Source organism: Streptomyces sp. NPDC006602 (assembly GCF_042870385.1).
Lineage (GTDB): Bacteria > Actinomycetota > Actinomycetes > Streptomycetales > Streptomycetaceae > Streptomyces.
Genome location: NZ_JBIAHG010000018.1, coordinates 91221 through 104836, shown reverse-complemented (window position 1 = coordinate 104836; position 13616 = coordinate 91221). Strand labels below are relative to the sequence as shown.

The following is a 13616-nucleotide window of genomic DNA, read 5'->3' as shown; positions in this document are numbered from 1 at the left end:
TTCGAACTTCTTCCTGAAAGCAGTCATGCCCTTCATCAAGAACACCGAACTCGACGTCTTCCCCTTCTGCCTCGGCGGCAGTGTGTTCGGCTGGAACGTCGATGAGCCCACGTCCTTCAGAATCCTCGACGCGTACACGGAAGCCGGCGGGAATTTCATAGACACGGCCGACTCCTACTCGCAATGGGCGCCCGGAAACAGCGGCGGGGAGTCGGAACGGATCATCGGCCGCTGGCTGGCCGCACGGAAAAACCGGGATCGCGTCGTCATCGCCACGAAGGTCGGCCGCATGGCGGGCCTGGCCGGGCTGAGCAGCAAGGTGATCGCCAAAGCGGTGGAGGACTCCCTGTCCCGCCTCGGCACCGATCGCATCGACCTCTACTACGCCCACACCGATGACACCGGCACGCCGCTCGAGGAATCCCTCTCGGCCTTCGACGCCTTGGTCCGGGAAGGGAAAGTACGGCATATCGCCGCCTCGAACATTGGCGGCGCCCGGCTGGCCGAGGCACTCGCGGTATCGGACCGGCTGGGGCTGGCACGGTATGTGGCCGTCCAGCCCCCGTACAACGTTCTGGAGCGCGAACCGTTCGAGAGCGACATACGCCCGGTGTGCGACCGGGAGGGCCTGGCCTGCGTGCCGTACTTCGGCCTGGCTCAGGGCTTCCTGACCGGCAAGTACCGGGAAGGCGCACCACGCGTTGAGAGCGTACGAAGTACGGCCGCGCTCGCGCATGCCTCGACCGTACGCGGCCGTGCGGTGCTGGCGGCGCTCGACGGGATCGCTGCCCGGCGGGGGACCACCGTCGCGGCGGTGGCCCTGGCCTGGCTGATTGCCCAACCACAGGTCGTCGCTCCGATCGCGAGCAGCCGGACGCCCGACCAGCTTGCCGAACTGATACCGGCGGGCGGCATTGAGCTGTCGACGGCCGAACTGCTCGCACTGGACGAGCACGCGGACGGGGCCGTGTGAATTCGTTCCAGAGCCAGTTGGGTGCCCAGACCGTGCTGATGGACCTCGACTCCCTCAAGTCCTTCGTCGGGGCGGCTCGCGATGAATACGAGGCGTGCACCCCGGCCGAACCGCCGGGCTGTTTCGCGGTACTGGTAGGTCGCATCGACGGTGATGTGGCCGTTGTTGCAGGAATGGAGTTCGCCGCGAACGTCCGCGCGGTCGACCAGGTGGCGCTGGAGGAGTTCTCCACCTCCGTGGCTCCCTGTTTCGGGGCTGCCTACCGGAATCCCCGCCGAGGCTTCTGGTGCAGCCCACAAGACCTGCTGCGCATACACCGTCAGGCCGCCAGAGCGGATCTGGACATCCTGGGCGCGATTCATCTGCATCCGGACTGGCATCGCATAGGACCGCCTGAGGAACGAGGGCTGCGGATCAGTGAACGACCGACACCGATGGATGAGTACATGTTCCGCAACACCGGCTATCCGGTGAACGTGATCTGCTATTTGGAATCCATCGCGGAGGAGGTGTCCGCTACGCTCGCGGCATGGGGGCCGCCCCCGCGAGACGTACCCGACGGGCACTGCTCCGAACTAACCGTCAGGTTCAGAGCCAAGTAGGCAACTCCGCGTCGGTATCGCGAGGTCGCAGGGTACGTCCTCCTTCCGCTGGTGCGGAGTTCGCGGATATGCCCACGGATGAGGACGGGCGAACGGTGGGAGCTGGTCGCCCCGTTGCTGCCATCGTTCGCTGCTCGTCCGCAGGGCGGCGGGACCGCTCCGCGTGATGAGCGGGCCGTTTTCACTCCCGTGGGGTACGTGCTGACCAGCGGTTGCGCCTGGCGGCATCTGCCGCCGACGTTCGGTACGTCTCCCGCGACGGCGCATCGCCGGTTCACCGGGTGGACCGAGGCCGGGCTGTGGCGCCGATTGCACCGGGCGGTGCTGGACGAACTCGGCGCCAGGGGCGAGGTGGACTGGGCCTCGGCGATCATTGACGCGGCCTCTGTCCGGGCGAAGAGTGGGGCACCCTGACCGGGCCGAATCCGGTTGATCGAGGCAAGAAGGGCAGCGAACTGCACGTCCTGTCCGGTCCGGCGAAGGGCTCGGGCGGCACCGCTGGAAGATCGAACAGTCGATCGCCTGGCTGTTCGGCTACCGCCGACTCACCCTGCGATACGAGCAAGAGGGCCCCCACCACTTGCCAGACCGCGACTCGGTGCTCGACCAGGTCATCCCCTTCGACAAGGGGCGCTGGATGCTCCTGTTCCTCGACGCCCCGTGGTGGCCCGCGGAGCTCGACACCTGCCCTACGCGGAGCGATGGCCCCGAGCGGAAAAACGCCGGGCCGAAGCAGCTCGCCTCGGTGACGAAGGGCGACGACAGCTTCGGGCTCGGCTGGGCGTCGAAGCTGCCGACGCCCTTCGTCCATCGTTCTCCACGCCCATGAGCTGCGTGAACCTCTCCTTGCCCATCCGCAGGAAAAAGATGTTCTCACTCTGGCTGGCATGCGCGGCCAGCGCGTCGAACTTCTGGCTGCCGAACTCAGTCGTGTCCACCCACGTGGAGACGATGCGTCTCGCCGATGCCCGCGTGGAGTACGTGACCGAGCTCGCCGATGCCCGCGTGGAGTACGTGACCGAGATCGCCGCCGCGCCGCAGCGTGTCTGGGACCTGGTCTCGGACATCGCCACCTCGGCCCGGCACAGCCCGGAACTGCAGGAGGTGGAGTGGCTCGACGGGGCCGAGGGACCAGCGGTCGGCGCCTGCTTCTCCGGCCGCAACCGCAACAGCGGGCTGGGGGAGTGGCGCACGGTCAGCCGTGTCGCGCAGCTGTCGCAGGAGCGCGTCTTCCAGTGGGAGGTCGTCCACTACAACGATCGGCGGCCACGGCGAGCCGCCGGCCGTCTGGACGTACACCCTGGAACCGCTCGCCGACGGCTCCGGCAGCCGCCTGCGGCACGGCATGCGCTTCGGCTCGGCCCGCGGCCCATGCACGAGGTCGTCGAGCGGTACCCGGACCGCGAGGAGCAGATCATCGACGGCCGCCTCGCCCTGCTGCGCACGGGTATCGAACAGGCCCTGGCCGGCGTGAAGGCCGAGGCGGAGGCACAGTCCGAAATCACCGCCTACGGCACCACACAGCGCGACCGATCCAGTAACGCGTACGGCCCTGGAACGGGCGGCTGTTGCGTACAACGGGCAGGCATGAACTCCGCCTGAAACGGGGCTGCCCCGCCGACCACGCGGGTCGGCGGGGCAGCCCCGTTGTGTCGTCGGTAGGCGCGTCAGCTGATGTAGCCGGCCACGTCCGCGAGCACCTGGGTGGTACTGCTGACGTAGAAATCGACCTTGCCGTCGGAGCCGACCGGCACGATCACCTGGTTGGCGATCGTCTTGCCCTGCACCCAGTTCAGGTTGGAGGCCGTCGGACGGGTGCCGCCGTCGGCCCAGGCGGTGAGGTAGCCGCTGCCGGTGGTGCCGGTGACGGTGACGGTCAGTACGACGGCCTTGACGCCGGTGGACGGAATGGCGTCGCGGCCCGAGATCTGCAGGGCCAGTGTCTTGCCGGCGTCCAGCGCCGTCGTCGTACGGGTGTCCAGCAGGCGCAGCGGGGTGACGGTGTGGAAGGCCGAGCCGCTGGTGGAGAAGTAGCCGGAGACGTCGGCGATCACGTGGCTGGTGCCGTGGACGTAGAGGCTGACGTTGCCGTCGGAGCCGATCGGCACGACGACCAGGTTGGGGATGGTGGTCCCGGTGGCCGACCAGTTGACGTTGGAGGCGGTCGGGCGGGTGGCGCCCTCCGGGTAGGCCTCCAGGTAACCGGAGCCGACGGTCTGGGTGGCCGTCAGGTTGAGCACCACGGAGGAGGCGCCGGTCGGCACGCCCCCGTGGCCGCGGACCTTGAGGCTGACCACCGCGTTGGTGATCTTGGTGGTGGTGGAGATGCCGACCTTGGAGCGGGTGTCCAGCAGGCGGGCCGGCTTCAGCGCCGTGTACATGGACCCGGTGGTACCGCTGGTGTAGTAGCCCTGGACGTCGGCGATCAGGTGGGTGGTGCTGCTGGTGTAGAGGTCCACCACGCCGTCACCGGCCACCGTGACGGTCGCCGAGGCGGCGATGGTCTGGCCGGCGCCGGTCCAGTTGAGGTTGCTGGTCGACGGCTTGGCGGTGCCGTCGGCCCAGGCGATCAACGAACCCGAGCCGGTGGTGCCGGTGACCGTGAGGTTGAGCACGACAGCGGTCACGCCGCTGCTGGGGATCCCCCCGGCGCCCTCGATCTTGACCGGGGCGGTGCCGCCCGCGACAAGCGGTTTGGTGGACGGGATGGAACTGAGGCCCCAACCGGTGCCGTTGCGGGTGTCCAGCAGGCGCTTGGGGCTGCTGAGCGGGTGGAAGGTGGAAGCACCCGTGGCCGCGGTGCCCTTGGCCGCGCACAGCGAGGTGATCAGACCGGCCTCCTTGGGCGAGCCCAGGCCGGTGACCTCGTCGTAGCCGGCCGCCGCCGAATAGCCGGTGGCGTATACCGAGTTGTTGCCGCTGGTGACGTCCCAGAAGTTCGTCGGGTAGCTGCTCCGCGCGGCCTTGTAGAGGGCGTTGTTGAGGAAGCCGACCCGGCCGTTCGTCTGGCAGGCCGTACTGGCGTTGGCCTGGACGATGGCGGCGGCCCACGTCGGGGCCGCGCCGCTGGTGCCGCCGATGATGCCGGGGACGGGGCTGGAGGAGACGCTGTTGTCCTGGTAGTAGATCGGGTAGCCGGTGCGCGGGTCCGCCAGGGCGGAGACATCCGGAACGGCACGCTTGGCGGTGGTGGCGATGCCGCCCTGGTAGACGACGGGGGCCCAGCGCGAGGAGATGCCGCCGCCGCTACCACCGGTGTCGTTGTTCCACGCCGTCTGGGTCGCGGTGCTGCCCGAGCCGGTCATCGTGGTGCCACCGACGCCGGTGACGTAGGGCTGGCTCGCGGGGTCGTCGACGGCCTTGGCGGTGGAGCCGGTCGAGAGGTAGCAGTCGCTGGAGCCGTCGTCGCCCGAGGCGGCGACCACGCTCTGACCCTGCGCCGCGGCCTCCGCGAAGATCGCGTTCTCGGCGCTCGCGGTAGCGCTGATCTCGGCTGCCTCGCACAGACCCCAGCTGGAGGAGATGACCTGAGCCTGGTCGTCGGTGACCATCCGCTGGTAGACGTCGAGCACGTTCTGGTCGGTCGCGGACTGGGCGTCCACGCCCTGGTAGTCGATGATGCTCGCGCCCGGCACCAGACCGATCAGGTCCTCGATGTCGAGCGCCGACTCCACGCCGACCGATCCGTCGGTGGCCGGCGCGCCGGCCCCTGCCGCCGTATCGACGTACACGGTGGAGACCGCGGTGCTGGTGCCCGCGCAGGACTGGTACGCGGCGATGCTGGCGGCGTCGACGTTCTCCAGCTCGAACACGGCCACGGTCTGCCCCGCGCCGGCAGTGCCGGAGCTGCTCATGCCGTAGGTGCCGGCCAGCTTGCCGGGGCTGTAGTAGTCGGTGCCGTCGGTGAGGCCCGAGCTGGTGAAGTCGGTGCAGAGTCCCGGGGTGTACGCGTGCGGGGCCACGGCGCGCGAGCCGAGTCCGGCGACGGAGCTGGTCCTGCTCGCCCGACGCACGGCTGAGTGGTGGCTGGTGATGGTGCTGATGTCGCTCAGGCCGACGATCCCCGTCACCGACGCCGCTATGTTCGCGGGCAGCGCGGGGGCCGCGGTGTTCAGGTAGTCGGTGGTGCCGTCCTTGAGCCGGACGTTCCGGAAGCCGGTGTCGAAGGCGTCGGACGCCTTGGCGACGGTGGTGGTGACCGGAATGGTCAGGCCGTCCGGGCTGGCCTTGCCGGGAGTGAGGCCGGCCGCCTTCAGCGCCTGGGAGACCTGGGCGATGGTGGCCGGAGTCGGGCCGAAGACCGAGGCGAACTGCCCCTTGGCCAGGTACTGGTGGTAGCGGGAGTTGCCCGGGGTGGATACCGCGGTGACGAAGTCGGCCAGCGCCTGGGGGTCCCGCGGGGCGAGGTGCACGCCGATGTGCAGCGCGGTTCCCGATGGGGTCGTCCCGGCCGCGATCGCGCCGGCCGGGACGCGAGGGGCCGTGCCTATTCGCTTGGGCGGGTGCGATCCCGTGGCGCCCCCGTCGGTGACCGCGCCATAGGCGGCGGTGGCGGCGACGGTGAGAGCGACGGCGGCGGTGGTTACAGCCGTGATCCTCCGAGCCCGTCTGCCGGTGGTGCCCGCCGCGTGTCTGGGACGTCCCAGCGAGGCATGGACCTTTTTGAACATGCAGAAACTCCCATAGAAACTGACATACCGCCATATCCATGGACAGGCAGGGGCGGTGGTCGAAGCGGCACTCTGGCAGCCGAGTTGCGCGCGTCGGCATGCGCGCGCGCAGGAGCAATCCCCCTGAACGAGACGTGTGGGCTGTTCTTATCAAGGGTTGTCAGATGTTGTCTTCAGCCCCAGGGGAACCATGGGGGGATCTTTGCGACATGCAGACCAGCACGAACCCGGTGTGCCACCGGTCCCTTGGAAGGTCCGATGCCTCATAGCCGCCGATCGTCGCGTACCCGCTCAGTGGAGCGGCAGCAGTTCCCGGCCCATGCGGCGCGTGGCGTCGGCATGTCCACTCGGCCGGGGACGACCCATGGCGCTTGCCTACTCCCCCGTCTCGCCCGCGAAGCGCAGGGAGATGGATCGCAGGACGTCCGTGGTGGAGATGTCGGTGCGCCCCTCGTCGTGGACCTCGGCGAGCTGGACGAAGGCGAATGAGAAGCAGTTGGCGATGCTCACGATGGTGGGGCCGAGCTCCTCCGTGACGATGGCCGCGGCTGCCTGCCCGCCGGCGTTGGCGGGCAGGTGGATGTGGGGCAGCGTCTCGGCGAGCAGGGCGGAGATGGCGCCGGTGAGCGCGATCTGCTTGCCGGGGTTTTCGCGGACCTGTCGCCGCATCTCAAGTGACTCGGTGAGGATGCCGACGACGCGCTGCATGATCTCTCGCTGATCCATGCGCGCAGCCTAGACGCCCGTCTCCGGCAGCGGTCTGCGGTAACGGCGGCGGGCACGGTGGCCGTCACCGAGTCAGTTCTTGACACTCCCGACGGTGAGCCCGCCCACGATGAACCGTTGGAAGATCGCGAAGACACAGACGACCGGGATGCTGATGAGGGTGGCGGTGGCCATCAGGGCTCCCCACGCGGTGCCGTGCCGGCCCACGAAGGCGTTGAGGAGGACGGTGACGGGCTGTACGGCGGGCTCCGTGGCGAGCGTGAGGCCGAAGACGAACTCGCCCCAGCCGATCAGGAAGGCCAGGCCGGCCACCGCGAACAGGCCGGGCACCATGATGGGCAGGACCACCCTCAGCAGTACGCCCACCGGACCGCAGCCGTCGACCAGGGCCGCCTCCTCCAGTTCCCTCGGCACGCTGCGCAGTACGGGGCGCAGCACGATCACCGCGAAGGGCAGGGTGAGGGTGGTGTCGGCGGCGATCAGGCCGAGGTAGGTGTCGTCGAGGCCGGCCCGGCGTTCGAGGATGAACAGCGGGGCCGCGAGCACGATGCTGGGCGGCAGTTGGGCGACGAGCAGGGCGAGCACCATGGTGCCGGAGCCGCGCATCGGGATCCGGGCGAGCGCGTAGGCGAGGGGGACGCCGAGGAGCAGCGTGAGCGCGACCACCCCGCAGGAGATCACCACGCTGTTCAGCAGGGCTCGGGGCAGGACCTCGGCGGCCAGCGCCGTCGAGTAGTTCTCCGTGGTGACCGGTACGGGGGCCCACCGCGGGGTCTCGGCCAGGATGCGGTCGGGCCGGGTGAGGCTGGTGTTGACCATCCAGTAGACCGGCAGGAGGAAGGCGGCGGTGATCAGCGTGGCCACTGCGGTGAGTAGCCAGGGGCGGCGGCGCGAGAGCGGCCGGGGGCGGCGGCGCGAGAGCGGCCGGGGGCGGCGGGCCGGGGTCACGCCGCTTCTCCTTCTCTGCGCAGCCGGCGCGCATAGAGGCCGCCAGCGAGCAGAGGCACGAGCAGCAGGAGCAGGCCGGCCGCGGCGCCCTCGCCGAAGCGGAAGAACCTGAAGAAGATCTCGTAGACGTAGAGCGACAGGACGCTGGTGGCGTCTACCGGACCGCCGCCCGTCATCACGAAGATGAGGTCGAAGACCTTGAAGGTGTAGACGAGGCCGAGCAGCAGCACGGTCACCGACACCGGCCGCATCAGCGGGAGGGTGATCCGGCGGAAGCGCTGCCAGACGCCCGCGCCGTCGATGGCGGCGGCTTCATGGAGCTCCGGGTCGATGGTGTGCAGTCCCACCAGGAGCAGCAGCATGTTGAAGGGCACGCCGACCCAGACATTGGCGAAGACGACCCCGGCCAGGGAGGTGCCCGGATCGGTGAGCCAGTCGTGGGACAGGGCGCCCATACCGGTCGCGCGCAGCAGGGCGTTGTAGGCGCCGGATTCGTCGTCGAGCATCCAGCGGAAGAGGGTGCCGCTGACCACCGGGGGCAGCAGCCAGGCCACCAGGAGCAGCGACCGCAGCAGCCCGTTCAGCGGGAACGGCCGGGCGAACAGCAGGGCCAGGGCGAAGCCGATGACGAACTGGAACAGCAGCGACGCCAGGGTGAAGACGATCGAGAGGCGTACGGCGTGCCAGAAGTCCGGGTCGGCGACGGTGGCCCGGTAGTTGGTGAGGCCGTTGAACCGCGAGGCACCGCCGAGCAGAGCGCTCAGCTCCACGTCGTGCACGGACGTCCACACGTTGTAGAGCAGGGGGTACGCCAGGAACAGTCCGAGGAAGGCCAGGCCCGGCAGCGAGAACAGGTACCCGGCTCGCCGGCGGCGCGAGGACGGCGAGGCGGGGCCGCGCCTCCGGTGACGCCCCCGGTCGGACCTCCGGTGGCGCCCCCACGGACCCCCCCTCACCCGCGCCCCAGCGCCTTGTCGATCTTGGCGGCGGCGGACTTCGCCGCCGCGCCGGGGGCGGCGGAGTCGGTGAGTACGGCCTGTTCGGCCACGGCGACGGCCTGCGAGGCGTCGGCGTAGTGCGGCCCGTACTGACGCGGACGGGCGACGGGCAACTGGCTGAGGAAGAGCCGCAGGGCCGGATCGGACGCCCAGGTGCCCGCGTTCGCCAGGTCCTTGCGGGCGGGCAGGTTGCCGAGTGCCACCAGGAACGGCACCAGGACCGACGGACGCTGGGTGTACTCCAGGACGTCCCAGGCCTTGTCCTGGTGCTTGCTGTTCGCCATCACGACCCAGTTCTCCCCGCCCAGGCAGGTGGCGGACGCCCGGTCCCGGGGCAGTGCGACGACCTCCCACTCCAGGTCGGCCTTCTTCAGGGTGGGGAGCTGCCACGGGCCGTTGATCTGCATCGCGGCCCGCTGGTTGACGAAGCGCGTGTTGACGTCCTGCTGCGTCCAGCCCACGCACTGCTCGGACAGGGAGCCCTTGGCGACGAGGTCGTCGAGGAAGGACAGCGCGGTCGCGCCGTACCGGGCGAAGGTGTCGAGGTCGCCGCCCGCCTGCCACAGGAACGGCAGGAACTGGAAGACGCCCTCCTCCGTCCTGATCGCGCTCATCGCCAGGCCGAACCGGTCCCCCTTGGTCAGCTTCTGCGCGGCGTCGGCCAGTTCGTCCCATGTGGTCGGGGGCTCCACCCGGGCGGCATCGAGCATCCTGGTGTTGCAGTAGAGGGCGAGGCAGTTGCTGTTGTTGGGGATGCCCAGGGTCTTCCCGTCGACCTGGCAGCCGGCCCAGGGGCCTTCGTAGTACTTGCCCGACTGGCCCCATTCCTCGACCCGGTCGCTGAGATCCGCCAGCAGCCCGCTGCCGCCGAGTGAGTTCATGGCGACGTTGTCGACGATGGCGATGTCCGGAAGGTCGCCGGAGACCGCGCCCAAGGTGATCTGCCGGTCGAGGTCCGCGAAGGGGAACGTCCGGCGCTCGATCCTCACGTCCGGGACGTTGGCCTCGATGTCCTTGACCAGCCGCGCGAAGGCGGGCTGGAAGTTGTCCAGGGTGAAGTAGTCCCACCAGGTGAGGGTGACCGTCCCGCCGCCGCTGTTCTGGCCCGAGTCACAGGACGCCAGTGCGGAACCGAGGCCGAGGGCGGCGGCCCCCGCTCCCGCGGCGCGCAGGAAACCGCGGCGGTCGACGGCGTACGACATGCTCTGCTCCCAGGTGTCAGAAGTCGGAAATGCGGTAGATCGATACGGGAGATCAATCCGGTAGATCGGGGAAGTCGTCGAGATCCGGGAACTCCCTCTCGGGTTCGGAACCGGGCACCGGCCGGCAGGGACCGGTACTGGCCCGCAGGGAGATCAGGGGTTTCAGCAGGACGTGCCGGGGAGGTGAGTCCGGCGAGGTGAGCCGTCGCATCATCAGGTCGACGGCCACCCGGCTCATCTCCTTGGCGGGGATCTCGGCCGCGGTGAGCTGCGGGTCCACCTGCTCCGCCCAGCGGCCGGCCGCCACACCGACGACCGAGAAGTCGCGCGGCACGACGCGGCCGTGCCGCGTCAGTCCGCGGTACAGGCCCTCCAGGGCCGCCTCGTTCATGGTGACCAGCGAGGTGGTCGCCGGATCGTCCCGCAGGATCTGCTCCAGGACCGCCTCCCCGGCCGCGACGTCGTCGCCACAGAGGTACGCGCGGGGGGAGAGGACCTGCTCCGCCATGGCCTTGGTGTAGCCCTCGAGTCCGAGGTGCGCGAAGCCGTAGCCGATCTCGAAGAGCTGTTCGGACCGGTTGACGAAGGCGATCCTGCGGTGGCCCAGGTCGGCCAGGTGGTACACGCAGCCACGTGCCAGGGCCGCGAAGTCCAGATCGACCCAGCCGGTCTCCTCCGCCCTGCTGTTCCGGCCGATCGTGACGAAGGGGAAGCCGGTCTTGGCGAGGTGTTCGACCCGGTCGTCCTCCAGCCGGATCTCCATGACGATCACGCCGTCCACCCGCCTCCCCTCGACCATCCGCCGGAAGGACGAGTCGCTCGCCCGGTCGGCGGGGGAGAGGAGAACGTCGTACTCGTACGTGGTGGCGGCCTCGGCCACGCCGCCGACGAAGGTGAGCTGCATCCCGGTGTAGTCGCGGTTGCGTCCTGCCGGTGGATAGACCAGACCGAGGGTGCGCGTGCCGCCCTCCGCCTGGCCCCCTGCCCGCGTGCGCGTGCCGCCCTCCGCCTGGCCCCCTGCCCGCGTGCGCGTGCCGCCCTCCGCCTGGCCCCCTGCCCGCGTGGGCGGGTCGGCTCCGGCGGTTCTCGCGTGCTCCGTCGAGCTCGTCATCTTGAGCCGGCCGGCAGGGGTTGTTCGGCCCAGATCGTCTTGCCGGTCGGGGTCTGGCGGGTGCCCCAGCCCTGGGTGAGCTGGGCGACCATGTGCAGGCCGCGTCCGCCCTCGTCGTAGGTGCGGGCGCGGCGCAGGTGGGGTGCGGTGCTGCTGGCGTCCGAGACCTCGCAGATCAGCGTACGGTCGCGGATCAGCCGTAGGCCGATGGGCACCGCCCCGTAGCGGATGGCGTTGGTGACCAGCTCACTCACCACCAGCTCGGTGACGAACGCCGCTTCATCCAGTCCCCACACTGCCAGCTGGCGGGAGGCCTGTGCGCGGGCGTCCGCGACGACCGAGGGGTCGGACGGCAGGGACCAGGCGGCGACCTGGTCGGTGTGCAGGGCGCGCGTGCGGGCGAGGAGCAGCGCCACGTCGTCGTCGGGGCTGTCGGGGAGCAGCGCCTTGAGTACGGCGTCGCAGGCCACCTCGAGCGAGGGGGTGGGGGAGCGAAGCGACTCGCACAGCCGGTCGAGGCCGAGGCCGATGTCGTGGTCGCGGGCCTCGATCAGGCCGTCGGTGTAGAAGGCGAGCAGACTGCCCTCGGGCAGTTCCAGCTCGGTGGCCTCAAAGGGCAGGCCGCCGACGCCCAGGAGCGGCCCGGGGGAGAGCCGGACCACGCTGACCTTGCCGTCGGGATACAGCACGGCGGGCGGCGGGTGGCCGGCGCTGGCGAGGGTGCAGACGCGGGAGACCGGGTCGTAGACGGCGTACAGGCAGGTGGCGCCGATCTCGCCGGCGGACGGCATCTCGTCGGGGATGCTCTCGTCGTCGTAGGTGAGGTGGGTGACCAGGTCGTCGAGGTGGGTGAGGAGCTCGTCCGGGGGCAGGTCGACGTCGGCGAGGGTGCGCACCGCCGTACGGAGCCGGCCCATGGTGGCGGAGGCGTGCAGGCCGTGCCCGACCACATCGCCGACGACCAGGGCGACCCGGGTGCCGGACAGCGGAATCACGTCGAACCAGTCGCCGCCCACACCGGCCCCCGAGCCGGCCGGCAGATAGCGGTACGCGACCTCGACGGCCGCCTGTCTGGGCAGGCCGTGGGGCAGCAGACTGCGCTGGAGGGTGAGGGCGTTGGTGTGCTCCTGGGTGTAGCGGCGGGCGTTGTCGACGCCGACGGCCGCCCTGCCCGCGAGTTCCTCGGCGAGGACCAGGTCGTCCTGCTCGAAGGGTGCCGAGGAAGTGCCCCGCGCGAAGACCGCCACCCCGAGCGTGATCCCGCGGGCCCGCAGCGGGACCGCCATGATCGAGTGGAATCCGTACGCCCGCACGACAGCGCTTCTGGCCTCGTGCCGGGCGATCCACCGGACGAAGTCGGGGTCGTCCGTCCCGCTGAGCACGGGTCGGCCGGTGGCCAGGCACCGGGCGGGAGGTGAGAACGCGGGGTAGGTGTCGACCTGACCGAGGTGCACGGCGACCTCGGGCACTCCCTCGGCGGCGGACTGGTGGGCGATCCTGCGCAGCACCACGGCCGCGTCGACCGGGCCCGGGACCGGCTCCTCCCCGCGGGTCACGGAGTCGAGCAGGTCCACGCTGACGAAGTCGGCGAGCCGGGGCACGGCCAGATCGGCGAGTTCCTGGGCGGTGCGCTCCACGTTCAGGGTGGTGCCGATACAGGCGCCCGCCTCGTTCAGCAGGGCCAGCCGCTGCCGGGACCAGTGCTGCTCGCTGCTGTCGAAGGCGGCGGTGCCGACCCCGCACACCCGGCCGGTGGAGGGGTCCGTGACGGGCCACATCTCGATGATCCAGGCGTGCTGACGGGAGGTGGAAGACGCCGGTGCGAAGCGCTCGTAGCGCATCGGCTTCGCTTCCTCGGCCACCTGGTGGACGAGCCGCAGGAACCCCTCGTCGGCGCCCTCCCCGTCGAGGACGTCCGGGTACGGCGATCCCGCTTCCGCGGACGCCACCGTGTTCGGCCGCCAGCGGCGCGACCGCGTGACGAATGTGGACATGGCGACGGAGGACTGGGTGCACGCCCACTCCACCATCCGCCGGTCGTGTCCCGGCTCGGACGTGTCCTCGATGGCGGTCACGACGAACCCCTGGGCCTTGCCGTCGCCGTCGAGTGAGGGATAGGAGTGCAGGGACAGCTCTATACGACGACCGTCCCGGTGGCGGAAGGCCGCCGTGCCGCTCCATTCCTGAGAGTCCGTCAGGGTGAATCCGGTCGGGCGGGAGCCTCCCACGGCGAGCAGGCCGGCCGCGGTGCGCCCCACCACGTCCGAGGCGCGATAGCCCAGCAGCCGCCGAGCCCCCTCGCTCCAGCCCGTCACGGTGCCTCGGGGGCTGATGGTGGCCGTGGCGGCTCCGGTGTCCATCCTCGCTCAATTCACGCCGGGCGTGT

General features: G+C 70.2%; 10 protein-coding genes and 2 pseudogenes. 4 read left to right on the top strand and 8 right to left on the bottom strand.

The genetic code is table 11. The features are described 5' to 3' along the window. The first annotated feature begins 25 nt into the window (after positions 1-25). The 3 genes and pseudogenes from ACFYO2_RS33580 to ACFYO2_RS33570 form a co-directional block, all read left to right on the top strand. Positions 26-973: an aldo/keto reductase gene (locus ACFYO2_RS33580; protein ID WP_388356738.1), complete on the top strand. Its 948-nt coding sequence runs from the start codon at positions 26-28 to the stop codon at positions 971-973. Beyond that, positions 970-1575 (top strand): hypothetical protein, encoded by a 606-nt coding sequence (locus tag ACFYO2_RS33575; protein ID WP_388356585.1) that lies wholly within the window; start codon positions 970-972, stop codon positions 1573-1575. The genes ACFYO2_RS33580 and ACFYO2_RS33575 overlap by 4 nt, the downstream gene beginning before the upstream one ends. A 78-nt stretch (positions 1576-1653) precedes the next feature. Further along, a pseudogene (locus ACFYO2_RS33570) lies at positions 1654-2158 on the top strand (transposase); the annotation flags it as partial. Between the two features lie 106 nt (positions 2159-2264). Here ACFYO2_RS33570 and ACFYO2_RS33565 read toward each other — a convergent pair. Continuing rightward, positions 2265-2525: pseudogene (locus ACFYO2_RS33565) on the bottom strand (hypothetical protein); the annotation flags it as partial. On the opposite strand from ACFYO2_RS33565, the gene ACFYO2_RS33560 reads away from it, so the two are divergent. Further along, positions 2443-3177: an SRPBCC family protein gene (locus tag ACFYO2_RS33560; RefSeq protein ID WP_388356583.1), complete on the top strand. Its 735-nt coding sequence runs from the start codon at positions 2443-2445 to the stop codon at positions 3175-3177. The pseudogene ACFYO2_RS33565 and the gene ACFYO2_RS33560 overlap by 83 nt on opposite strands. Positions 3178-3242: 65 nt before the next feature. Here the strand turns inward: ACFYO2_RS33560 and ACFYO2_RS33555 are convergent, their stop codons facing one another. The 7 genes from ACFYO2_RS33555 to ACFYO2_RS33525 form a co-directional block, all read right to left on the bottom strand. Then, the gene (locus ACFYO2_RS33555) at positions 3243-6245 is read right to left on the bottom strand and encodes a protease pro-enzyme activation domain-containing protein (RefSeq protein ID WP_388356581.1); all 3003 of its coding nucleotides are present in this window, start codon (positions 6243-6245) and stop codon (positions 3243-3245) included. 375 nt (positions 6246-6620) lie between these two features. Continuing rightward, positions 6621-6971: a hypothetical protein gene (locus ACFYO2_RS33550; protein WP_388356578.1), complete on the bottom strand. Its 351-nt coding sequence runs from the start codon at positions 6969-6971 to the stop codon at positions 6621-6623. Positions 6972-7043: 72 nt separating this feature from the next. After that, positions 7044-7919 (bottom strand): carbohydrate ABC transporter permease, encoded by an 876-nt coding sequence (locus tag ACFYO2_RS33545; RefSeq protein ID WP_388356575.1) that lies wholly within the window; start codon positions 7917-7919, stop codon positions 7044-7046. Further along, positions 7916-8875, bottom strand: coding sequence for a carbohydrate ABC transporter permease (locus ACFYO2_RS33540; protein WP_388356572.1), 960 nt, complete (start codon positions 8873-8875; stop codon positions 7916-7918). The genes ACFYO2_RS33545 and ACFYO2_RS33540 overlap by 4 nt, the downstream gene beginning before the upstream one ends. Continuing rightward, positions 8872-10119, bottom strand: coding sequence for an ABC transporter substrate-binding protein (locus ACFYO2_RS33535; RefSeq protein ID WP_388356569.1), 1248 nt, complete (start codon positions 10117-10119; stop codon positions 8872-8874). The genes ACFYO2_RS33540 and ACFYO2_RS33535 overlap by 4 nt, the downstream gene beginning before the upstream one ends. A 52-nt stretch (positions 10120-10171) precedes the next feature. Further along, a complete protein-coding gene (locus tag ACFYO2_RS33530) occupies positions 10172-11230 on the bottom strand; it encodes a LacI family DNA-binding transcriptional regulator (protein ID WP_388356568.1) in 1059 nt (352 codons plus the stop codon). Beyond that, entirely contained in the window at positions 11227-13590 is a 2364-nt protein-coding gene (locus ACFYO2_RS33525) for a SpoIIE family protein phosphatase (protein ID WP_388356566.1), read from the bottom strand. The genes ACFYO2_RS33530 and ACFYO2_RS33525 overlap by 4 nt, the downstream gene beginning before the upstream one ends. Positions 13591-13616: the final 26 nt, after the last annotated feature.